This window comes from Pseudomonas sp. Xaverov 83 (genome assembly GCF_019352905.1).
GTDB lineage: Bacteria > Pseudomonadota > Gammaproteobacteria > Pseudomonadales > Pseudomonadaceae > Aquipseudomonas > Aquipseudomonas yamanorum.
Map to the genome: position 1 here is coordinate 145,041 of NZ_JAAAFU010000097.1, position 21,113 is coordinate 166,153.

The 21,113-nt window shown below is 60.4% G+C and carries 20 protein-coding genes and 1 pseudogene; 10 read left to right on the forward strand and 11 right to left on the reverse strand.

The window, feature by feature from the left end:
- Nucleotides 1-11: 11 nt before the first annotated feature.
- The gene (locus tag K0H47_RS30840; protein ID WP_219274217.1) at nt 12-647 is read right to left on the reverse strand and encodes a TetR/AcrR family transcriptional regulator; all 636 of its coding nucleotides are present in this window, start codon (nt 645-647) and stop codon (nt 12-14) included.
- A gap of 153 nt (nt 648-800) precedes the next feature.
- Here K0H47_RS30840 and ggt point away from each other — a divergent pair, with 153 nt between their 5' ends.
- Together ggt and xth are read left to right on the forward strand one after the other, a co-directional pair.
- Nucleotides 801-2,525: a gamma-glutamyltransferase gene (ggt, locus tag K0H47_RS30845; RefSeq protein WP_219274220.1), complete on the forward strand. Its 1,725-nt coding sequence runs from the start codon at nt 801-803 to the stop codon at nt 2,523-2,525.
- Nucleotides 2,526-2,601: 76 nt separating this feature from the next.
- Nucleotides 2,602-3,396: an exodeoxyribonuclease III gene (xth, locus tag K0H47_RS30850; RefSeq protein ID WP_177026050.1), complete on the forward strand. Its 795-nt coding sequence runs from the start codon at nt 2,602-2,604 to the stop codon at nt 3,394-3,396.
- Here the strand turns inward: xth and K0H47_RS30855 are convergent.
- The 6 genes and pseudogenes from K0H47_RS30855 to K0H47_RS31555 form a co-directional block, all read right to left on the reverse strand.
- Entirely contained in the window at nt 3,393-4,910 is a 1,518-nt protein-coding gene (locus K0H47_RS30855) for an FAD-dependent oxidoreductase (protein WP_219274223.1), read from the reverse strand. The two genes, xth and K0H47_RS30855, sit on opposite strands and share 4 nt — an antisense overlap.
- A gap of 69 nt (nt 4,911-4,979) precedes the next feature.
- The gene (locus K0H47_RS30860) at nt 4,980-6,122 is read right to left on the reverse strand and encodes an NAD(P)/FAD-dependent oxidoreductase (protein WP_219274226.1); all 1,143 of its coding nucleotides are present in this window, start codon (nt 6,120-6,122) and stop codon (nt 4,980-4,982) included.
- A gap of 18 nt (nt 6,123-6,140) precedes the next feature.
- Complete coding sequence (locus tag K0H47_RS30865; RefSeq protein ID WP_219274229.1) at nt 6,141-6,662, reverse strand: AAA family ATPase; 522 nt, start codon at nt 6,660-6,662, stop codon at nt 6,141-6,143.
- Nucleotides 6,659-7,222 (reverse strand): nicotinamide riboside transporter PnuC, encoded by a 564-nt coding sequence (pnuC, locus tag K0H47_RS30870; RefSeq protein WP_063029869.1) that lies wholly within the window; start codon nt 7,220-7,222, stop codon nt 6,659-6,661. The genes K0H47_RS30865 and pnuC overlap by 4 nt, the downstream gene beginning before the upstream one ends.
- 186 nt (nt 7,223-7,408) lie before the next feature.
- Nucleotides 7,409-8,143: a methyl-accepting chemotaxis protein gene (locus K0H47_RS31550; RefSeq protein WP_374106802.1), complete on the reverse strand. Its 735-nt coding sequence runs from the start codon at nt 8,141-8,143 to the stop codon at nt 7,409-7,411.
- 120 nt (nt 8,144-8,263) lie between these two features.
- A pseudogene (locus tag K0H47_RS31555) lies at nt 8,264-9,043 on the reverse strand (cache domain-containing protein); the annotation flags it as partial.
- 229 nt (nt 9,044-9,272) lie between these two features.
- On the opposite strand from K0H47_RS31555, the gene K0H47_RS30880 reads away from it, so the two are divergent.
- From K0H47_RS30880 to K0H47_RS30890, 3 genes are all read left to right on the forward strand, one after another.
- On the forward strand, nt 9,273-10,103 hold the full coding sequence (locus tag K0H47_RS30880) for an undecaprenyl-diphosphate phosphatase (protein WP_063029873.1): 831 nt from the start codon (nt 9,273-9,275) through the stop codon (nt 10,101-10,103).
- A complete protein-coding gene (locus tag K0H47_RS30885) occupies nt 10,100-10,483 on the forward strand; it encodes a DUF1294 domain-containing protein (protein WP_177026046.1) in 384 nt (127 codons plus the stop codon). Before K0H47_RS30880 ends, K0H47_RS30885 begins: the two co-directional genes overlap by 4 nt.
- A 419-nt stretch (nt 10,484-10,902) precedes the next feature.
- Nucleotides 10,903-11,805, forward strand: coding sequence for a HoxN/HupN/NixA family nickel/cobalt transporter (locus K0H47_RS30890; RefSeq protein ID WP_219274234.1), 903 nt, complete (start codon nt 10,903-10,905; stop codon nt 11,803-11,805).
- 9 nt (nt 11,806-11,814) lie between these two features.
- Here K0H47_RS30890 and K0H47_RS30895 read toward each other — a convergent pair whose 3' ends face one another.
- Nucleotides 11,815-12,183 (reverse strand): hypothetical protein, encoded by a 369-nt coding sequence (locus K0H47_RS30895; RefSeq protein ID WP_063029879.1) that lies wholly within the window; start codon nt 12,181-12,183, stop codon nt 11,815-11,817.
- A 137-nt stretch (nt 12,184-12,320) separates the two neighbouring features.
- On the opposite strand from K0H47_RS30895, the gene K0H47_RS30900 reads away from it, so the two are divergent.
- Both K0H47_RS30900 and K0H47_RS30905 read left to right on the forward strand, forming a co-directional pair.
- On the forward strand, nt 12,321-13,616 hold the full coding sequence (locus K0H47_RS30900) for a carboxylesterase family protein (RefSeq protein ID WP_219274237.1): 1,296 nt from the start codon (nt 12,321-12,323) through the stop codon (nt 13,614-13,616).
- 42 nt (nt 13,617-13,658) lie between these two features.
- Nucleotides 13,659-14,888, forward strand: a complete 1,230-nt coding sequence (locus K0H47_RS30905) for a M20 aminoacylase family protein (protein WP_374106800.1) — start codon at nt 13,659-13,661, stop codon at nt 14,886-14,888.
- Nucleotides 14,889-15,020: 132 nt separating this feature from the next.
- On the opposite strand, the gene K0H47_RS30910 is transcribed toward K0H47_RS30905, so the two are convergent.
- Both K0H47_RS30910 and K0H47_RS30915 read right to left on the reverse strand, forming a co-directional pair.
- A complete protein-coding gene (locus K0H47_RS30910; RefSeq protein ID WP_063029883.1) occupies nt 15,021-15,377 on the reverse strand; it encodes an MmcQ/YjbR family DNA-binding protein in 357 nt (118 codons plus the stop codon).
- Nucleotides 15,374-16,282: a LysR substrate-binding domain-containing protein gene (locus K0H47_RS30915; protein WP_063029885.1), complete on the reverse strand. Its 909-nt coding sequence runs from the start codon at nt 16,280-16,282 to the stop codon at nt 15,374-15,376. The genes K0H47_RS30910 and K0H47_RS30915 overlap by 4 nt, the downstream gene beginning before the upstream one ends.
- Before the next feature lie 157 nt (nt 16,283-16,439).
- On the opposite strand from K0H47_RS30915, the gene K0H47_RS30920 reads away from it, so the two are divergent.
- The 3 genes from K0H47_RS30920 to K0H47_RS30930 all read left to right on the forward strand — a co-directional run bounded on the left by K0H47_RS30920 (nt 16,440) and on the right by K0H47_RS30930 (nt 19,375).
- Nucleotides 16,440-17,378, forward strand: coding sequence for an AraC family transcriptional regulator (locus K0H47_RS30920; RefSeq protein WP_219274239.1), 939 nt, complete (start codon nt 16,440-16,442; stop codon nt 17,376-17,378).
- Nucleotides 17,379-17,498: 120 nt separating this feature from the next.
- Nucleotides 17,499-18,110 (forward strand): FMN-dependent NADH-azoreductase, encoded by a 612-nt coding sequence (locus tag K0H47_RS30925; protein ID WP_063029889.1) that lies wholly within the window; start codon nt 17,499-17,501, stop codon nt 18,108-18,110.
- Nucleotides 18,111-18,337: 227 nt separating this feature from the next.
- Nucleotides 18,338-19,375 carry a dienelactone hydrolase gene (locus K0H47_RS30930; RefSeq protein ID WP_026077749.1) on the forward strand — a complete coding sequence of 346 codons (1,038 nt, stop codon included), beginning with the start codon at nt 18,338-18,340 and terminating at the stop codon, nt 19,373-19,375.
- Here the strand turns inward: K0H47_RS30930 and K0H47_RS30935 are convergent.
- Entirely contained in the window at nt 19,369-20,553 is a 1,185-nt protein-coding gene (locus K0H47_RS30935) for an MFS transporter (protein WP_063029893.1), read from the reverse strand. The genes K0H47_RS30930 and K0H47_RS30935 overlap by 7 nt on opposite strands.
- Nucleotides 20,554-21,113: the final 560 nt, after the last annotated feature.

A 21,113-nucleotide genomic window follows, 5' to 3' on the forward strand; every position in this document is an offset into this window, starting at 1 on the left:
TGATTCGGTTTCTACCGTACCCCACGCAACACCAGATCACTGATAAACCCCAGCCAATCCCGCTGCTGGCTCTTGTCCGCCAAATCCTCCCCCAGAAACGAACTCAGCGTGTGCTGGTTGGAGTTATAGAAGTAGCACAACGAAGCAATCATCAAATACACGTGCTTGATGTCCACATCCTCACGAAACAGCCCCTGGGCCTGACCCGCCTCGATAATCGGCCGCAACACCCCGACTGCCTCCCCGGACAGTCGCCGCAGCTCCCCGGACTGCTTCGCATGCTTGCCCTTGTGCAGGTTCTCGATACTCAGGATCGCCACAAACTCGGGATGCTTGACGTAGTAATTCCAGATAAACCCCACCAACGCCTGCAACGCTTGCACCGGCGCACTCAGGTCGAGCTTGAGTTTGCTTTCGGCTTTATTGAACTGCTCATAGGTGTGCTCCAGCACACGCACAAACAGGTGCTCCTTGCTGCCGAAGTAGTAATACAGCATGCGGTCGTTGGAGTCGGCCTCCCGGGAAATGCTTTCCACACGCCCGCCGGAATAGCCGTCGCGGGTGAAGACCTTGACCGCCGCCTGGAGAATCCGCGCGCGGGTCTGGTCGGCTTGCTGGGCGCGGATACCGGTCTTCTTGATCACCATCGAAAAGCCTCTGCTGCGCAGCGTAAAGGCCCGGAATATAGCATGGGCATTATTCCGTTACCGACAGGCTCTGTCACAAACGCGGCATAACGCTGGGGCTTGGATCGGAAACGTATTACTTTCTAGTTCTTCTAATAAGCAGAGTAGCCAGGGATGAAATACCAACCGTTTACCCGAACTTTGATTGCCACCGCGTTGGTGCTGACCGTCAGCGGTGTACAGGCGGCCTCCCAGGCCCCGGTGGCTGGCGAAAATGGCATGGTGGTCACGGCCCAACATCTCGCTACCCATGTGGGGGTGGATGTGCTCAAGGCCGGTGGCAATGCGGTGGATGCGGCGGTGGCGGTGGGATACGCCCTGGCCGTGGTCTACCCGGCGGCCGGCAACCTGGGCGGCGGCGGTTTCATGACCGTGCAACTGGCCGATGGACGCAAGACCTTCCTCGACTTCCGCGAAAAAGCCCCGCTGGCGGCGACTGCCGACATGTACCTGGACAAGGACGGCAACGTCGTTCCGGACCTCAGCTCCAAGGGTCACCTGGCCGTCGGCGTACCCGGAACCGTGTCGGGCATGGAACTGGCGTTGAGCAAATACGGCACCCTCAAGCGTGCCCAGGTGATCGCCCCGGCGATCAAGCTGGCCGAAGACGGTTTTGCCCTGGAGCAGGGCGATGTCGACCTGTTGCACACCGCTACCGACGAATTCAAGAAAGACAAAGACCTGCGCGGCATCTTCCTGCACGGTGGCGAGCCGATGCTGGTGGGCCAGAAGCTGGTGCAGAAAGACCTGGCGAAAACCCTGAGGGAAATCTCCGCCAAGGGCACCGACGGCTTCTACAAAGGCTGGGTAGCCAAGGCGATTGTGGATTCCAGCCAGTCGGGCAAAGGCATCATCACCCAGGCCGACCTGGACAAATACAAGACCCGCGAACTGGCGCCCATCGAGTGTGACTACCGTGGCTACCACGTGGTGTCCGCGCCACCACCGAGCTCGGGCGGGGTGGTCATCTGCGAAATCATGAATATCCTCGAAGGTTACCCGATGGCCGACCTCGGCTATCACTCGGCCCAGGGCCTGCACTACCAGATTGAAGCCATGCGCCATGCGTACGTTGACCGCAACAGCTACCTCGGCGATCCGGACTTCGTGCAGAACCCGGTCGAGCACCTGCTGGACAAGGACTACGCCGCCAAACTGCGCGCCGCCATCGACCCGCAGAAAGCCGGGATCTCCCAGGACATCAAGCCCGGGGTTTCGCCCCACGAAGGCAATAACACCACCCACTACTCCATCGTCGACAAGTGGGGCAACGCCGTCTCGGTGACTTACACCCTCAACGACTGGTTCGGCGCCGGCGTGATGGCGAGCAAGACCGGGGTGATCCTCAACGACGAAATGGACGACTTCACCTCCAAGATCGGCGTGCCGAACATGTACGGCCTGGTCCAGGGCGAAGCCAACGCTATCGCGCCGGGCAAGACGCCGCTGTCGTCCATGAGCCCGACCATCGTCACCAAGGACGGCAAAGCGGTGATGGTTGTGGGGACGCCGGGTGGCAGCCGCATCATCACGGCCACCTTGCTGACCATCCTCAATGTCATCGACTACAAGATGAACATTCAGGAAGCCGTGGACGCCCCGCGTTTCCACCAGCAATGGCTGCCTGAGGCGACCAATATCGAACGCTATGCCCTGAGCCCCGACACCCAGAAAATCCTCGAAGGCTGGGGCCACAAGTTTGCCGGCCCGCAGGATGCCAACCACCTGGCAGCCATCCTGGTGGGCGCACCGTCCCTGGACGGCAAGCCGGTGGGCAATAACCGTTTCTATGGGGCCAACGACCCACGGCGCAATACCGGGTTGTCGTTGGGCTACTGAGGTCAATCGCGCCTGAAAACGGAACGACCGAACACCTTCCAGGCTCTACTCCAAGAGCCCTGGAAGGACCCTTCCCATGAAAGCGCTGAAGATCGCGACCTTCAACATCAATGGCATCCGCGCCCGCCTGCCCAATCTGCTGGAATGGCTGGCGCGGGAACAGCCGGATATTGTCTGCCTGCAAGAACTCAAGGCGCCCGACAGCCTGTTTCCCTTCAACGACTTTGACGCCGCCGGCTACGGTGCGTTGTGCCTGGGCCAGGCCTCATGGAACGGCGTGGCGATTCTGGCCCGCGACGCGCAACCGCTGGAAAGCCGCCGGGGTTTGCCCGGTGATGACGCCGACCATCAAAGCCGCTACCTCGAAGCCGCCGTGCACGGCATTCTGGTGGGCTGCCTGTACTTGCCCAACGGCAACCCCCAGCCGGGGCCGAAATTCGACTACAAGCTGGCGTGGTTTGAACGGCTGATCGACTACGCCAGGCACCTGCAATCCAGTGAACACCCGGTGTTGCTGGCCGGGGATTTCAATGTGGTGCCCACCGACCTCGATATCTACAACCCGCGCTCCTGGCTCAAGGACGCGTTGTTGCAACCGCAAAGTCGTGAGTGTTATCAGCGCCTGCTGGAGCAAGGCTGGACGGACGCCTTGCGCCATCTGTATCCCGACGAGCAGGTCTATACCTTCTGGGATTATTTCCGCCAGCACTGGCAGAAAAACGCCGGCCTGCGAATTGATCACTTGCTGCTCAATCCGGCGCTCAAGCCTTATCTGAAAGGCGCCGGGGTGGATGCGTGGGTGCGCAACGAGCCCCATGCCAGCGACCATGCGCCGACCTGGATCCAGCTCGGCACCCGCAAGGCCCGTTAGAGCCCGCGGATCAGCTCAAGCACCTCGGCTTTTTTCAGCGGGTGCTTCATGCGTTGCGAGAGCAGCGCCATGGCCCGCTGATGTTCGCAGGCAACCACTGCTTCCACTTCATCGCCACGGCAGAGCAGGGCGATGAAGTGGTGGTGCTGCAGGTCACCTTCCACGTGGAGTTGATTCCAGTGACGGGGATGGCCCAGCAGTTCGAACGTCTTGCCGAAGTGATAGGTCCAGAAGAACGGCACGTCGGCATACGCCTGCGGCGCTCCCAGCATGTTGCGCGCCGCCAGCACCCCGAGTTGCTGCGCCACGCGCCAGTGTTCGATGCGCACGGGCTGATCGTTCCATGGGAAGGTCACCATATCGCCCGCTGCCCATAGCCCGGGTGCGACCCGCAAATCCGTATCGGCCTTCAGTGACTGGTCCTCGGCCTTTTCCAACCCCTGAACAAAACCGGTGGCAGGTGTCACGCCGACGCCCACCAGCACCAGGTCTGCGGCCAGTCTGTGGCCGTTTTTCAGCACGACCGTCGTCACGTCCCCGTGTCCTTCGAGGCGCGCGGGCTCACTGGCGCTGTGGAATATCACGCCATTGGCCTCATGCAATTGGCGCAGTGATGCACCGATGCGCTTGCCCAGTTGGGCTGCCAGCGGAATCTCGTGACGGCCCACCACTTGCACCGTCAACCCACGCTTGCGTAACGCTGACGCGGCCTCCAGGCCGATAAAACTGTCGCCGATGATCACCGCGCATTTGCCCGGTTGCGCAGCCTTGACGATGCGCGCCGCGTCGTCTCGTGAGCGCAGCACAAAGACGTTATTGAGTACGGTGCCCGGAATATCCAGCGGTTTGGCCTCGCCGCCGGTGGCCAGCAACGCCGCGTCGTAGTCGAAGCGGCGACCGTCTACGAGTTGGAGGCATTTGGCGTGAGGGTCAAGGTTTTGGACTTCGCCGTGGATCTGGATGTCGCGGTAGCTGGCTTCATCCAGCAACGGTGGGGTTTCGTCGGGCGGCATCTCGCCTGCGATGACGAATTTGCTCAAGGCAGTGCGGTCGTAGGCAGGATTTTGCTCCTGGTCGATCCACAGCAGGCGGCCGCTGAAGCCTTCTCGGCGCAGGGTGGCGACGGCCGCCGAACCGGCTGCGCCGGCGCCAATCACGATAAAGCAGCGGGAATCATTGGGTTGTGGGGCTGATGAAGAGGGCAGCGCTTCGTCTCCCACGCTGACCACACCATCGTGAATCTCCACCGGATATTGCGTGAGCTGCACCAATGCGGGCGGCTCGCAGACCTGGCCGTCGTCTACCCGGAAAGCCGCCTTGTGCCACGGGCAAATGATCCTCCCGTCACAGATTACGCCTTGCTCCAAAGGCGCCCCGGCGTGGGGGCACTCCGCCTGATAGGCCCGCACCTGGCTACCCGAACGCACCAGCAGGAGCTTGTGGGCGGCGGTTTCAACGCGAACGCCGCGGTCTTCGGGCAAGTTGATCAAGCGGGCAACAATGCGCATGTTCATAGGCCAATCTCCTTTTAAGGATTGACCTGTGCCCTGCGTGGAGAACTGCGTTGACCCGATAACCGGTCTTCAGTCTTGCGCACTGTGGCTGCGAAAATGCGCCAGGGAGAGGGCGATATCATCATGGGAGAGTTGGGTGACGGCCGCTTCGGCGCTGTCACGGGCGATCGGCTCTATGCGGTCGAACATCTGCGTTTCATAGGCCCTTACCGCCTCGGAGCATGTGCTGTTTTCGATCAGGTGCCGGGCCAGCTCCGCAGCATCGAGCATCGCCGCATTGACGCCTTCGCCACCAAACGGTGACATCAGATGTGCGGCATCGCCAATCAGGGTCAGGCCTGGGCGGTGTGCCCAGTGATGCCCGACGGGCAGCGCGTAAATGGCCCGGGACAGAAAGCGCTCGTTTGAGGCGTGCAGCAGCGCGAGGATGTCCGGGTGCCAGCCTTCGAACTGCGCCAGCAGCGATTGCCGGGTCGCCTGTGGCGAAGACCAGTCCAGTTGCTGCGCCGCCCAGTCAGTGGGGACGCGAAAGATTCCATAGCCGCGCAGATGCGCGTTGGCGTTGCGTTGCACGACCAGCAACCTGGCGTCGCCCGAAACGTCCAGTTTGCCCTGGCCGACGAGCGTGGCCAGGGCCGGGTGGCGGCGGTCGACGTCATCAACCCCGAATTCGATAAACGTCAGCCCGCTGTATTGAGGCTGATAGCGCGACAGCAAGGGGCGCACTTTCGACCAGGCCCCGTCGGCGCCGACGACCAGGTCGAACGGGCCGTGGACGGTGTCGCCCTGATGCAGGGTCCAGCATGTGTCGCCTGCCTGGCGGATCTCGCTGACGTTGACGTCCCATTTCACGCAATCAGCAGGCAACGAATCCAAGAGGATTTGTCGCAAGGCGGTGCGATCGACTTCCGGACGGTCGCCGGCGGCCGGACTGGGGTCTTCAAACAGCAGTCGCGCGTGTTTATCCATCAGGCGCGAGCCTTGGTCTTCATAACGGGCGATGGTGTGGAAGGCATCTTCAAGGCCGGCTTTTTTGAGCGCCAGCTGGCCGGATTCAACGTGTAAATCCAGAGTCCCGCCTTGAGGTCGTTCCAGTGGCCCGCGCTCGCGCTCGAACACGCTGGCGGTAAAGCCATTGATCGTAAGAATCCGTGCCAGGGTCAGCCCGGCAGGGCCGCCTCCGACGATGGCAATGCGTAATGAGCTATTCATGAAAACTGTCCTCGTCGGTCAATCCAACAGTTGTTCCACCGCTGAAAACGCCTGGTCCTGGCGCGCTTGCCAATCCCCACGGATGATCCGTAACGGCTGATGATGTTGCTCCAGCCAGTCAAGGCTGGCCTGGAAAAACGCCAGGCGGTCGGCAAACTCCGGCTGGCAGCGTTGACCATCGGCGGTCCACTCCACGTCTTCCGGCGACAGCAGCAGGTGCAAGTCGTAGTGGCGGGCGAGCAGTTCGCTGTCGAGCCAGGCCGGGCAGTCGCCAAACAGGGTCTGGCTCCACAGCTTGTTGGTCAGCAGGTTGGTGTCCAGGATCAGCAACGCTGGCTGCCGGGCGCGGGCGGCGTCTTCCCAGGCCAGTTGGCCACGGGCGATGTCGGGGATATCGGCCAGGGTGGTATCGCGCTGGTGGTGGTCGATGAAATGGCGCACGTATTCGCCCACCATCACCCCGCCAAAATGCGCCTGCAACTGCGTGGCCAGCCAGCTTTTACCGCTGGATTCCGGGCCGGCCAATACCACGACTTTCATGCATGCAACGCCGGGTCGGCGCGCCATTCGCGCCAGCCCTGCACCGCGATCACGGTGAACAAGGCATAGAGTGCGGCGGTGAGGTACAGGCCTTTATAGAGGAACAGCCCGACAAAGATCACATCCAGGGCAACCCACAATGGCCAGCACTGCACGCGCTTCTGCGCCATCCACATCTGCGCCACCAGGCTGAAGCCAGTCAGGGCCGCGTCCAGCCAGGGTTGGGCGGCGTCGGTCCAGTGGGCCATGGCGGCGCCCAGCAACAGGCTGCCCAGAGCGCCCACGGCCAGGCCTTGGAGGATCGGTTGCAGGCCCAGGCTAGTGACTTGCCGCCCTTGCTTGACCTCGCCGGCGCGGGTCCACTGCCACCAGCCGTAGAGTTGCAGGGCGGCGTAGATCACTTGCAGGAGCATGTCGGAGTAGAGCTTCACATCGAAGAAGATCCAGGTGTACAGCAGCACCATCACCAGGCCGATGGGCCAGCACCACGGGTTCTGTTTAACCGTCAACCAGACAGCGATCACCCCCAGGGCGGCGGCAAACAGTTCAAGTCCGGACATGGCGGTTCCTTGGGGGAGTCGAAGAGGGCGGTGATTGTAACCAGAGTGGTGGGCGCGGGGGTAGATCGTTCCCACGCTCTGCGTGGGAATGCAGTTCCGGACGCTCCGCGTCCCGGCTCTGCGCAACGGTGACGCAGAGCGTCACAGGATGCGTTCCCACGCGGAGCGTGGGAACGATCATCGGCGTCAGACCTTGAACTGGTGCAGAAGGCTGTCGAGTTGTTCGCTCAGGCCCTTCAAGTGCGCACTGGCCACGCTGGACTGCTGCGCCGCCAATGCCGTGCTGTGGGACAAACCAGCCGCCTGGGTCACATTCTGGTTGATGTCTTCCACCACATGCGCCTGCTGCAACGTGGCGCTGGCAATCGAAGCGTTCAAGCCATTGAGATTACGCAGCGCCTGGCCGATGGCAGTCAGGCTCGCTCCCGCCTGGCCCGCTTGCTCAATGGTCAGTTGCGAGGCCTGGTGGCTGTCGCTGATGACCTTGACCGCTGCCTCCGAATGACCTTGCAGGCGCTCGATCATGGCCTGGATCTCAGCGGTGGATTTTTGTGTACGCTGGGCCAGCAGCCGCACTTCATCGGCCACCACCGCAAACCCACGACCTTGTTCCCCGGCACGGGCTGCTTCGATGGCGGCGTTGAGGGCCAGCAGGTTGGTCTGGTCGGCAATGGAGCGGATCACTTCCAGTACCCCGCCAATCTCTGTGCTTTCAGTCGACAGCGTGCGGATCACGTCCACGGCCTGGCTGATGGTTCTGGAGAGTTGGTCGATGCGTTGCAGGCTGCCGTCGATATTGAGCTGGCCCTGTTCGGCTTGCACCTGTGCATCGCGCATTTCGCTGGCCGCGTGCTCGGCGTTCTTGGCCACGTCCTGTACACCATAGGTGACTTCGTTGATCGCCGTCGCCACCAGTTCCATCTGCTGCGATTGCTGCTGGCTGCGGTCATGGGCGTCGCTGGCGTTGCTGCCCAGTTCGGTGGACGACTGGCCCAGCGCGTTGGCGCAGGTCTGCAACTGGCCGACCACCTGCCGCAACTTGGCGGTAAAGCTGTTGAAGTGCCGGGACAGTTGAGTGACCTCGTCCTGGCCGTGGGTGTCGAGGGTGCGGGTCAGGTCGCTTTCGCCACTGGCGATATTGGCCATCGCGTTCACCGCTTGCTGCAACGGGCGCACGATGCTGCGGGCAATCAGCACCACCAGCAGGGCCATGATTACGGCGATCACCAGGCCCACCATCGAGGCCTTCCACACCTGGCCGCGGAATTCCGCTTGCACGTCATCGACATACACGCCGGACCCGATGATCCAGCCCCAGGGTTCGAACAGCTGGATATAGGAGGTCTTGGCCACCGGTGCATCGGCGCCGGGCTTGGGCCAGCGGTAATTCACCATCCCGGCGCCCTTGGCCTTGGCCAGGATCACGAACTCATTGAACACCGCAAAGCCATCCGGGTCACGGATGGCCGACAGGTTCTGGCCGTCGAGCTTGGGGTTGGCCGCGTGCATGATCATCACGGGGGTGAGGTCGTTGATCCAGAAGTAGTCGTCCTTGCCGTAGCGCAGGCCACGTACCGCGCTCAAGGCTTGCTTCTGCGCCGCTTCACGGGTCAGGACGCCGCTGGTTTCGAGGCTGTGATAATAAGTCAGGATCCCGCTGGCGGTTTGCACCACACGCTGGGTCTGCTCACTCTTGGCCTGGTACAGGTCGCCATGAATCTGCTTGAGCATAAGCAGGCCGAGGGTTAGCAGCATCAGCACGGCGACGATCAGGATCAGCCAGAGGCGCCGGCTGATAGACATATTGCGCAAACTGTTCATGGTCCTGTCACTCCGTGTTCTTATAATTTTGGGTGCTGCATCGACTTTTCCGGCTTGTCTGATAGGCTTTCGGCCCAGAATCAAAAAACCTGAGTCCTGCCTGATTTTTCACGGAATTTTCGCAGTTCGGCCTTGATTATTTGCGCTGTGCTTGCAGCGCACTCTTCGTTAGTGAACGTATAAAAAATATCAACGAGGCATGCCGTGGGCATGACCTTTGGGGGAATCGATGGATCTTTGGACCGCCGTACAGGCACTGATACTCGGCGTTGTAGAGGGATTGACGGAGTTTTTGCCGATCTCCAGTACCGGGCACCAGATTATCGTGGCCGACTTGATCAACTTTGGTGGCGAACGCTTTGAAGCGTTCAATATCATCATCCAGCTGGGCGCGATCCTGGCGGTGGTGTGGGAGTTTCGACGCAAGATCCTCGACGTGGTGGTCGGCTTGCCGACCCAGCGCAATGCCCAACGCTTCACCGTCAACCTGATCATCGCCGTGTTGCCGGCGGTGGTGTTGGGGGTGATTTTCGCCGACCTGATCAAACACTACCTGTTCAACCCGATCACCGTGGCGGCGGCGTTGGTGGTGGGCGGCGTCATCATGTTGTGGGCCGAGCGTCGCCAGCATGAAGTGCACGCCGAAACCGTCGACGACATCACCTGGAAGGACGCGATCAAAGTTGGCTTCGCCCAGTGCCTGGCGATGATCCCGGGTACCTCGCGCTCGGGCGCCACCATCATTGGCGGCCTGTTGTTCGGCCTGTCGCGCAAGACCGCCACCGAGTTCTCGTTCTTCCTGGCGATGCCGACCATGGTCGGTGCGGCGGTGTATTCGGGCTACAAGTACCGCCACCTGTTCCAGCCGGATGACTTGCCGGTGTTCGCCATCGGCTTTGTCACCTCGTTCATCTTCGCGATGATCGCGGTCAAGGCGCTGCTCAAGTTCATCGCCAGCCACAGCTACGCGGCGTTTGCCTGGTACCGGATCGCCTTCGGCCTGGTGATCCTGGCCACCTGGCAGTTCGGCTGGATCGACTGGTCGGCCGTCAAGCCATGACCCTCCAGCATCCGCGCTTCAAGGCGTTGGTGTTTGCACTGTTGTGCGCCGCGCCGCTGTTTGGTTCGGCGCTGCTGTGGTACCGCGGGGTTTCGCTGATCCCGCTGGTGGCCTATGGCGTGGTCAGCGTGGTGGCGTTCCTGCTGTATTGGAGCGACAAGCGTAAGGCTCGCGAAGACAGCTGGCGCACCCCGGAAAACGTCCTGCACGCCGTGGAGCTGGCAGGCGGTTGGCCGGGGGCGTTGATTGCCCAGCAGGTATTCCGCCACAAGACGCGCAAGGTGTCTTACCAGGTGGTGTTCTGGCTGATCGTGTTGCTGCACCAGGTGTTCTGGATTGATCAGTTGTTCCTGGGTGGCACACTGTTATCGATTTTCTAACGCCCTATTAGCCCGAAAAAATCTATCCTTGGGAAATTCCCTACAGGTTCGCGGGAGCCGATCAAGATCAAATGTGCCCCCCGCAGCCTAGACTCCTCCGCTAGCAGCCGATTATTCGGCTGTTTCCAAACGTTCACTCAGTGACTGCGCATTCGACCTCGATCCAGTGGGGCGGTCGGCAAAAGCGGTTATCTGCGCCTGGGTTTTGAGAAGCGCGGCAATCGCAGTGTCCTGACGGACATTGAGCGGCGCGTGCCGTCGCTGGTGCAGAAGACGTTGTAACGGGACGAAGAGCTGCCCGGTTTGCCCTGCGTCACCATGATCTCCACGGCAGGTTGTGGGTGCCTGCGGGCATGTCACCACACAGTCCTTTGGCGCTGAGCCAACCCCGCACGCTCACTGCCAAACAAGAAACCGTAATGAACGCTATCACTCCGTTATCCAGCACCTGCGAGCCTGCAACCACCAAGCGACACGCACTCTACTTGCTCACCGGCCTGCTTGCCGCCAACGGCCTCGCGTGGGCGTGGGCGTTGATCGAGTTCTGCCACAACCCGGTGCTGATGGGCACCGCGTTACTGGCTTACGGCTTCGGTCTGCGCCACGCGGTGGATGCCGACCATATCGCGGCTATCGACAACGTAATCCGCAAGCTGATGCAACAAGGCAAACGGCCTATTGCGGTGGGCACCTGGTTCTCGTTGGGGCATTCCACCATCGTGGTGTTGGCATGCTTTGCGATTGCCGTCACCGCGATGGCATTCAAGGACAACATGGCCTGGTTCCAGGATGTCGGCGGTCTGATGGCTCGCCTGTTTCGGCGGGTGTTCAACCTGGTCAACAAGAGCTGGCACATGTACCCGGTAGGTTTTCTGTTCGGCCTGGGTTTTGACACCGCTACGGAAGTCGGATTGTTGGCCATCAGTGCCACCAGCGCCTCACACGGCATCAGCCTGTGGTCGATCATGGTGTTCCCGGTGCTGTTTGCGGTGGGCATGGCGCTGATCGATTCGCTGGATAACTTCGTGATGGTGGGCGCCTACGGCTGGGCGTTCTCTAAGCCGGTACGCAAGCTCTACTACAACATCACCATCACGGCGGCCTCGGTTGTCGTTGCGCTGTTTATCGGTGGTGTTGAAGCACTGGGCCTGATTTCCGAAAAGCTGGAATTGACCGGTGGTATCTGGACGCCAATCAACGCCATCAGCGATAACTTCGGCCAGATTGGCTACTGGATTATTGGGATCTTTGTGCTGTGCTGGTTGATCTCGGCCGTTAATTATTACGTGCGTGGCTACGATCAACTACGTGCCAATATCTGATTTAAATGTCTATTTAGGGTTAAGCATTCTTTCGCCCAAGAACTGCCATGCTTTCACCGAGAGTAAAGCCAGCAGGCATCCGAGCATCGCGGAGAACAAACCCAGTTTAATCCGAGCCCAAGGGCTGAAATGGCAAGGGGCTGTTGGAGGGCCAGCCGCCTGAATGCACGGTTCGGGATAGAACATAAACCAAACGTGAGGCCAAAAAATGATTAAAACCAGCCCCAGGGTTAGCAGTATCGATATTTTCCACAGGGCGGTGTTTTTTACCTTTTTGACGATACCGTTCAAAAATATGACTAAGGCGAATGACAGTGCTAACGGTGTGAGTATTTCTTCGTGGAACACCTGAAGAAGCAAGTTCGAGTAAGCATCCATGTAATCTCTCCAAAGCCGGGTTACGGTAAATAGTTCTCTGGAATTCGATATTCATGTGTCTGACCTATATCACGTTTCATTGTCAGGTCATATTTATCCGGTTGTGTTCATTAATCGCCAACTAACAGGAAGTTTCCATGTCGTCGAAAGAAAAAAATGGTTCAGGTTCATTGCCCGATACGGGTATTACGCGCCTGACAGGTATTCGTTACGCTCAAGCCGAACGTTTTCAGCCTCCACAGCCGGTCTTGCCTCCTGAAGATTTACGATCGGCGTCCACCTTATCGAAGATCCCCTGTCAGTTGCCTTCACGTTTGGAGCGGGTAATGGGGAAGCCGTCGGTGGATATGCCGCAGAGTGAGGATTGCCTACTGCTGGATATCACTTTGCCAGCGGGCAACGTTGAAAACCGTGCGGTGATGGTCTGGTTTCATGGCGGTGGCTACTTCAGTGGCGGTGGAGGAATGCCCTGGTACGGGGCTGAAAAGCTTGCGCAGGAAGGTAACGTTATCGTTGTCAATGTGAGCTATCGGTTGGGCGTATTCGGCTACTTGATGCTGGATGGAGTCTGCCAGGGCAACCTGGGGCTGCTGGATCAGATTGAGGCCGTTCGCTGGGTGAACCGCCATATCGCAAAACTGGGGGGTAACCCAAACAACATCACATTATTCGGGCAGTCTGCGGGCGCTCATTCGATTGCTTATATGATGGCGATGGGAAAAGACCGTCCACTGTTCGCCCATGCCATTTTGCAAAGTCCACCCATGGGATCCCACCAGGATCAAAAAACTGCCAGGGCGTTCGGTAACGTGTTCGCAGCACTGCTGGGCAAAGACCCGCTCAGCGCAACGGTAGAAGAGTTGTTGGCCGCACAAGCCCAGGCCGCTGCGCAAATCGAGTCCGTGATGATCGTAGGGCCGATTGTCGATTGCTACCCACTGCCTGGATTGCCTGAACTGGAAAAGGCCTGGTCTGCCTGTCGCATACCGACATTAATGGGATGGGTAGACGATGAAGCATTGCCGTTCCTTCCCGTGGTGGACGGGGAACACCTGTCAAAGGAGCAACGCAAGTTGGCAATGCGCCAGCATGGAAAGGCATTGACTCATTCGCTGTTCACCGATGGCATAAAAGAGCTGGCTTCCACGCTGGCTGACGGTACCCAGCCGGTTTATCTCTACAACTTCTCCTGGCAAGCACCCGACTCTATCTGGGGCGCTGCCCACTGTATTGAACTGCCCTTTTTGTTAGGCGATGAAGGTGCCTGGTCAACTGCGCCGATGCTTGAGGGCGCGGTATGGAGTGACCTTGAAATTCAGGGTAAAGCCCTGCGTTCCATTTGGCTTGAGTTCGCCCGCAGTGCGTCAGCCCAGGAAGTTGATACATCACCTTCGCGACCTTGGCGTATTTGGAGGGTCGGCAAACGCGCCTGATGCCTCACCTGAGGCTTGAACTAACGCTGACGGCCTGTAGATTTGCAGTTCGACTATTCCAATAAGAAGAGCCAGTCCATGTCACAAAACCCAGTAGATGCAATCTGTCCAGACCTCGAAGAACTGACCGCCTTGAGACGCGATCTCCACGCCCACCCGGAGTTGGGGTTTGACGAGCATCGAACCTCACAGATCGTCGCAAGCTTTCTTGAGGGGTTGGGCATTGAGGTTTTCCGTGGGCTGGCGGGTACCGGGGTTGTCGGTGTCATCCATGGCGCCAGCCCCGGCGGGAGCATTGGCCTGCGGGCGGACATGGACTGCCTGCCCATGGTCGAGGCCAACGACTTTGCGCACCGCTCGGTCCACCCCGGCCTGATGCACGGCTGTGGGCACGACGGGCACACCGTGATGTTGCTGGCCGCAGCCCGCTACCTGGCGCAGACGCGCCGGTTCCGCGGTACGGCAGTGGTGATTTTCCAGCCTGCGGAAGAAGGCGGCGGGGGCGCGCAGGTGATGATTGAACAAGGCCTGTTCGAACAATTTAACGTGGATTCGATTTATGCCCTGCACAACAATCCGGATTACCCGGCAGGGGTCATCGCAGTTCAGCCGGGACCTGTGGAGGCGGCCGCCGACACGTTCGACATTATCGTGACCGGTCGGGGTGGCCATGCCGCCATTCCTCACGAAACCATTGACCCGGTGGTGGTCGCGAGCCATATCGTCATTGCACTGCAAAGCATTGTCAGCCGTAACCTGCACCCTCTGGAGGCGGGCGTGGTGACAGTTGCCAGTATGCAAACCAGCCAACTTACTACTTCTAACGTTATTCCGGCACAGGTGAAAATGCGTGGAACTGCCCGCAGCTTTACGGCGGCCAATCGGGATTTGTTGGACCGGCGCATTGGTGAGATTGCCCAGGGCGTCGCCACCGCATTCGGTGCCACGGCCACGTGTGATTACCAGCGAGGCTATCCGCCGACCGTTAATCACACTGAGCAAGCGCTGTTCGCCGCCCAGGTTGCCCGTAGCTTGATAGGCGAGGAAAACGTGAAGTGCAACGAACCCTTGACCATGGGGGCCGAAGACTTTTCATACATGCTGGAACAACGACCGGGCGCCTATATTTATCTGGGGCAGGGAGGCAGCCCAAGCCAGGGCGCCGGTTCCTGTCAGTTGCACAATGATCACTATGACTTCAACGACAGCATCATCCCCCTCGGCGCAGGCTTATTGGCCTCACTGGTGGAGCAAGGTTTGCCCCTGGAGTAATGGCCGATGCGGGGGCGTGCTTATTTAGCCGCTACCACGGTAACAACCCGCTGCGGAAACGGGATGCTGATTCCTCCTCAGATACAAAAAAGCCACTCAATAGGGTGGCTTTTTTGGCCTGATGGCTGTGTATCAGTCATCCAGCCTCAGCCCCACCTGCGTGCGCTTGGGCAGCTTGCTCACCACCAACTGGTGGGAACGCTGCAACAGGCCACGCAGTTCCTCAGCGCCCAGCGGGTAGGGCGTTTCCATGATGATCCACTGCGCCCGTGCCAGGTACGGCGCCGGATGGATGCCCGGGCGGTCTACGTGGCCCAGGAACAGCTCCTTGTCGACCTTGAACGCCAGCGAGTCACCCCGCAGGTTCTGCAAGGCAAACATCTTGTTGCCGGCAATCGAAAACACCCGCACGCCACCCCATTTGTAATCCTCCCGCGCACCGGGCAAGCCCAGGCAAAACGTGGCGACTTGTTCTTCGGTCATTCTCATAGCAAACGGTCTCCGCAACCTTTGAAGGCGTTATCCAGATGGTCGATCCAGGCTCGCACCGCTGGCAACACGCCGCGTCGATGTGGGTACACCGCCTGCAACCAGCCACCCGGCAATGACCATTCGGGCAAGAGCTGCACCAACTGGCCGTTAGCCAATTCCTCTTCGCAATACATCATCGGCAGCACGGTAAACCCCAGGCCGGCGAGGGCGCAGGCCTTGCGTACCAGGAAATCGTCGATGCCCAATCGGGCTTCCATGACCAGGTCGTGGCTGTTGCCCTCCGGGCTGAGCATGCGGAAGTGCACCATGCGGTCTGCTTCCAGGGCGCCCAGCACCGGCAATTGCTTGAGGTCTTCGAGGCTGTTGATCTGCCGCTCACGCACAAAGCCGGGGCTGGCAACAATCGCCGTCTGGGCTTGGCGCAGGCGCTTGGTGACGAGCAGCGGGTCTTCATCCCCCAGTTCGCGCACGCGCAAGGCCACATCAATGCCTTCGGCCACCAGGTCGACGCGGCGGTTGACCAGGTTCATCTCCAACTGCACCAACGGGTTGGCGGTGAGAAACTCCGCCACCACGGTTTGCAGGAATTGGTGAGCCAAGCCCACCGGGCTGCTGACCCGCAGCCGGCCACGGGGTTCGCTGGACATGCTGGCCACCGCCTCATCGGCCATTTCCGCCTCCAGCAGCATCGCCTGGCAGTGGCGCAGGTAGCGTTCACCCACGGCGGTCAGGGTCAGTTGGCGGGTAGTGCGTTGCAGCAAGCGGGCGCCGAGGCGCTCCTCCAGTTCGGCAATGCGCCGCGACAGCCGCGACTTGGGGATCCCCAGCAGCCGTCCGGCGGCGGCGAAACCGCCGGCTTCCACTACCTTGGCGAAATAGTAGAGGTCATTCAGATCTTGCATGGTCGGCCTATTGTCCTGTCGATGGGACGAACTATCCGCGCCTGACGTCGGCAAATCCACCCCAAAATACAGCGGTGAGCAAGCTTGCGACTACGGTTGGCTGGCCAGTGAAGCACCGACGGGTTACCTTTTGGTTTTCCCCGGCCAGTGCATTCCAATGAACCTTGAGCAGCCACGTACCCGCCGAATCATCGAGCTGATGGGACAGTTGGCGCCCGTGGAGGGTTACAACCTGACGCCGCTGGATGACGTGCGCTTCCTGCGCTCCAATCGGCCACTGACGCGGGTTCCGGTGCTTTACGACCCGGGTATCGTGATCGTGTGCCAGGGCCGCAAGCGCGGTTTCCTGGGGGAAGACATCTACGTCTACGACGCCCAGCACTACCTGGTGGTGTCGGTGCCGGTGCCGTTCACCATGGAAACCGAGGCCAGCGAAGCAGAGCCAATGCTCGCGGTGTATTTGCGCCTGGATTTCAACCTGGGCGCCGAGCTGATGCTGGAGCTCGACGCGGTGGCCCCGCAGCCCGACGCCAGGCCCAAGGGCATGTACGCCTCGCCGATGGATGACAAGCTCAGTGAGTCGTTGCTGCGCTTCCTGGAGGTGATGAGTGTGCCAGTGGACGCGCGGGTGCTCGGGCCGACCCTGATGCGTGAAATCTACTACCGCATTATCACGGGCGAGCAGGGCGGTTCGATGCGGGCTGCATTGAATCTCCAGGGTCAGTTTGGCAAGGTGGCCCGGGCGATTCGCAAGATCCACGCGTGTTACCACCAGCGCCTGGACGTGGAAGGGTTGGCTAACGAAGCGATGATGAGCGTACCGAGTTTTCATGCGCATTTTCGTACGGTGACCGACACCTCGCCCATGCAGTACCTGAAGTCGACACGCTTGCACCAGGCGCGGTTACTGATGCTGAGGAGTGACATCAGCGCTGCCACGGCCTGCGCCAGGGTGGGGTACGAGAGCGCTTCCCAGTTCAGCCGCGAGTTCAAGCGGTTTTTCGGTCGCACGCCCCATGAAGAGATTGACTGGATGAAACGTACCTACGCGTTGCCGCCGCCCACGAGCGCGTCGATCTATGTCTCGTCACATTAGGATCACTGTCCTGTCAGTGGGACAAACAATCGCATTCTGCCCGACTAATCGTTGATTGGATTCATCTGTAGGCTTAGTTCCATTCCGTCGCCAAAGGCGATGCTTACTTGGAGATGAACCATGAAACTGTTGCATATCGATTCCAGCATCCTTGGCGACAACTCGGTTTCCCGTCAGTTGAGCGCCGGTGTCGTCAAAGCCTGGCAGGCAGCAGAGCCGGGTGTCGAAGTGGTTTATCGTGACTTGGCCGCTGACGCCATCACCCACTTCTCCGGTGTCACTCTGGGCGCCCTGGGCACTGCCGCCGAATTGCGCGATGCCGTGCAAAAACACGAAGCCGACCTGAGCGCTTCCACCCTGGCCGAATTCCTGGCAGCAGACGCCGTAGTGCTGGCCGCGCCGATGTACAACTTCACCATCCCGACCCAACTGAAAGCCTGGATCGACCGCATTGCCGTCGCCGGCCAGACGTTCCGTTACACCGAAGCCGGCCCGGAAGGCCTGTGTGGCGGCAAGAAAGTCATCATTGTCTCCACCTCCGGCGGCTTGCATGTGGGCCAGCCGACGGGCGCAGCCCACGAAGACTACCTGACCGTGCTGTTGGGTTTCCTCGGGATCACCGACATCGAGTTCGTCCGTGCCCACGGCCTGGCCTATGGTGACGAGGCCCGCACCAAGGCACTGAGCGACGCCCATGTATTGATCAGCGACCAGTTGTTCGCCGCAGCGTAAGACTTGTGTAAATTTTGCTGTTCCTCGATATCAATCTGAATCGAGGCGCCTAAACTCTGTATTCTGCTCGCCTGAAAAGCGAACGGAGTACGGAGTTTTTTCGTTTACCCGCTGTCACTACTTTGGCCCAGGTTATGCACGCATGGGTAAACCCTGCCAGTCCGAGCGCCTGAACCATGGATACTTCAATAGCTACGCGGGCTTATGCAGCAAAGGTGGACATCCTCATGATGCGTCTTTGTGCCGTCTTGGTTCTTTCTCTGCTCGGTGGCCTGATTTCAGTGCAAGCCGCGCCCGCACCGCACCCCCATTGGAGTGTGGGCTTTCATCGCATGACGTTTCTCGATCCGCTGGATCTTCAGCCGATGAAGGCCGTCGCGTTCTATCCGTCCACCGACCAGGAACACATCACCAAGGTGGGCGCTTATCACATCGCTGCCACTGAAGATTCTAAAATCGCCATTGGCCGTTTTCCGATGTTGATGCTGTCCCACGGCAATACCGGCACACCCTTGGCCCTGCACGACCTGGCGACCTCCCTGGCGCGTAAGGGGTTTGTCGTGGTGGCGGTGTTGCACCCTGGCGACAACTACAAGGACCACAGCCGCCTGGGGACCTTGAGCAACCTGTATGGGCGCCCGATCCAGATCTCCGAAGCCATCACCGCCACCCTCGGCGACCCGATGCTGTCGCCGTTCGTCAACGTCGACCAGGTGGGTGTCATCGGCTATTCGGCCGGCGGCGAAACCGCGCTGATCCTCGCCGGTGCCAAGCCGGACCTGGACCGCCTGCGCCGTTACTGCCAACAACGCCCCGAAGACCGCGACGCCTGCACCACCAAGGGCGAGTTGATCGTCGACCGTGACGATTTGCAGCCCCAGGCCGACCCGCGCATTCATGCGTTGATGCTGATGGCGCCGCTGAGCCTGATGTTTGGCCGCCACACCTTGGCGGACGTGCATGTACCGGTGCTGCTCTACAGTGGCGACGGCGACAAGCTGGTGGCCGTGGACAAGAACGCCGAGGCCCTGGCGCGCAAACTGCCGGAGCCGCCGGACTTCAAGCTGTTGGCCGGGGCAGGGCACTTCGTGTTCATGGCGCCTTGCGATGAGAGCCAACTGGCCGCGATGCCGGCCATGTGCACCGATGCCGACGGGGTTGACCGTGAAAGCATCCACCGCGACCTGATTTCCGAGGCCGGGCGGTTCTTCAATCACACCCTTGGGCAATCCACCCGGGCGGGCTTGCAGACGGCGGATCAGTAAGCGCGGCGCTTGAGCAGCAACGTCAGGCCCAGGCCGGTGACGGAGAGCAAGGCGGCGCAGAAGAAGATCCACGAATAGCCCAGGTTCAACGCCACCGCGCCCATCACCGGCCCGGCAATCGCCAGCGCCAGGTCAAAAAACACTGCATACGCACTCAACCCGGCGCCCCGGCTGCTGTTGGGCACCTGCTTGATCGCCTCCACCCCCAGCGCCGGGTACACCAGCGACAAGCCAAAGCCCGTCAGCCCGGCGCCGATCAAGGCCACGCCGGTGGACGGTGCCAGCCACAGCAGCGTCAGCCCCAGGGTTTCGATGGTCATGCAGGCTATCGCCGCCGTGAAGCCGCCGAAGCGGTTGATGGCCGTGATAAACACCAGGCGTGACAGGATAAAGCACACGCCAAATACCGTCAGGCACCAGGCCGCGCCGATCCAGCCTCGGCTCAGGTAGTAGAGGGTGATAAAGGTGGTGAGGGTGCCGTAGCCAATCGATGCGAGACACAGGCTGGCGCCAAACGGCGCGATACGTCCGAAGACCGCCCAGAAGGGCAGCCGCTCGCCGCGTACCACGGGCACCGAAGGCTTGTTGCGAATCAGCAGCAGTCCCAGGGCGGATAGCACCGTGAGGGCGATTCCGAGGCTGGTGTAGCCGTAGTCTGCAACCATCACGACCCCAAGCGGTGCGCCGATGGCAATTGCGCCGTAGGAGGCGATGCCGTTCCAGGAGATCGAGCGTGCGGTGTGTTCGGCACCGACTGCGCCCATGCACCAACTGATGGTGCCGACGCCGATCAGGCCCTGCGCAACCCCCAGTAATAGCCGCCCGACAATCAAGATGCCGAGGCTCAGCAACGGCAGGCTTTGCACCAGCGTTGCGATAAACGTCAGCACGCCGCTCAGCAGGATTCCGCTCAAGCCCAGCACGATGGCGCGTTTGGTGCCTACGTTGTCTGACATGCGTCCGGCCATCGGGCGGCTGAGCAGCGTGGCCAGGTATTGCGAGCCGATGGTTATCCCGGCAATTACTGCGCTGAAGCCCAGTTCGCCGTGGACGTAGCCGGGTATCACTGCAATCGGCAGGCCGATGCAGATAAACGCGATAAAGGTGTAGAAGACGATGGAGACGATCTGCAGAGTGATCGACAAGGAGCTGGGGGCGGCGGGCTGTGTGGCAGGCATGGGAACTCGTTCGCGGGCGGGCGGTGAGCGCATCATGGCAAGGGCTTTGGGTAAAAGGAAGCAGGCTAACTATATTGTGTGTGTTTGAGGGGGCGTGCCTATCCGGCTTTGGACCCATGAGTCCTCCCTGGCCGGGGACGGCTAAAGTGGACACGGTAAAATGTGGGAGCTGTCGAGCTTTAGCGAGGCTGCGATGGCGGCGGCATGGTTGATAAAGAGGTCGCCTGACACACCGCTATCGCGGCCTCGCTGGGGCTCGACGGCTCCCACAGGGGGCGGGGGATGTCTGGGAGTTGTGTGTTCGGTAGCAAGTACTTGGGTTGCGCAAATCGAATGTGGGAGCTGTCGAGCTTTAGCGAGGCTGCGAAGGCGGCGGCATGGTTGATAAAGAGGTTGCCTGACACACCGCCATCGCGGCCTCGCTGGGGCTCGACGGCTCCCACAGGGGATCGGGGGAAGTCTGGGGGGTTGTGTTTGATCGCAAGCACTCGGGTTGCGCAAATCGAATGTGGGAGCTGTCGAGCTTTAGCGAGGCTGCGAAGGCGGCGGCATGGTTGATA

Bases quoted from the DNA above. Each gene is read 5' to 3' on its own strand.
- K0H47_RS30840 (WP_219274217.1), bottom strand. From the start codon at position 647: ATGGTGATCAAGAAGACCGGTATCCGCGCCCAGCAAGCCGACCAGACC.
- ggt (WP_219274220.1), top strand. From the start codon at position 801: ATGAAATACCAACCGTTTACCCGAACTTTGATTGCCACCGCGTTGGTG.
- xth (WP_177026050.1), top strand. From the start codon at position 2,602: ATGAAAGCGCTGAAGATCGCGACCTTCAACATCAATGGCATCCGCGCC.
- K0H47_RS30855 (WP_219274223.1), bottom strand. From the start codon at position 4,910: ATGAACATGCGCATTGTTGCCCGCTTGATCAACTTGCCCGAAGACCGC.
- K0H47_RS30860 (WP_219274226.1), bottom strand. From the start codon at position 6,122: ATGAATAGCTCATTACGCATTGCCATCGTCGGAGGCGGCCCTGCCGGG.
- K0H47_RS30865 (WP_219274229.1), bottom strand. From the start codon at position 6,662: ATGAAAGTCGTGGTATTGGCCGGCCCGGAATCCAGCGGTAAAAGCTGG.
- pnuC (WP_063029869.1), bottom strand. From the start codon at position 7,222: ATGTCCGGACTTGAACTGTTTGCCGCCGCCCTGGGGGTGATCGCTGTC.
- K0H47_RS31550 (WP_374106802.1), bottom strand. From the start codon at position 8,143: ATGGAACTGGTGGCGACGGCGATCAACGAAGTCACCTATGGTGTACAG.
- K0H47_RS30880 (WP_063029873.1), top strand. From the start codon at position 9,273: ATGGATCTTTGGACCGCCGTACAGGCACTGATACTCGGCGTTGTAGAG.
- K0H47_RS30885 (WP_177026046.1), top strand. From the start codon at position 10,100: ATGACCCTCCAGCATCCGCGCTTCAAGGCGTTGGTGTTTGCACTGTTG.
- K0H47_RS30890 (WP_219274234.1), top strand. From the start codon at position 10,903: ATGAACGCTATCACTCCGTTATCCAGCACCTGCGAGCCTGCAACCACC.
- K0H47_RS30895 (WP_063029879.1), bottom strand. From the start codon at position 12,183: ATGGATGCTTACTCGAACTTGCTTCTTCAGGTGTTCCACGAAGAAATA.
- K0H47_RS30900 (WP_219274237.1), top strand. From the start codon at position 12,321: ATGTCGTCGAAAGAAAAAAATGGTTCAGGTTCATTGCCCGATACGGGT.
- K0H47_RS30910 (WP_063029883.1), bottom strand. From the start codon at position 15,377: ATGAGAATGACCGAAGAACAAGTCGCCACGTTTTGCCTGGGCTTGCCC.
- K0H47_RS30915 (WP_063029885.1), bottom strand. From the start codon at position 16,282: ATGCAAGATCTGAATGACCTCTACTATTTCGCCAAGGTAGTGGAAGCC.
- K0H47_RS30920 (WP_219274239.1), top strand. From the start codon at position 16,440: ATGAACCTTGAGCAGCCACGTACCCGCCGAATCATCGAGCTGATGGGA.
- K0H47_RS30925 (WP_063029889.1), top strand. From the start codon at position 17,499: ATGAAACTGTTGCATATCGATTCCAGCATCCTTGGCGACAACTCGGTT.
- K0H47_RS30930 (WP_026077749.1), top strand. From the start codon at position 18,338: ATGATGCGTCTTTGTGCCGTCTTGGTTCTTTCTCTGCTCGGTGGCCTG.
- K0H47_RS30935 (WP_063029893.1), bottom strand. From the start codon at position 20,553: ATGCCTGCCACACAGCCCGCCGCCCCCAGCTCCTTGTCGATCACTCTG.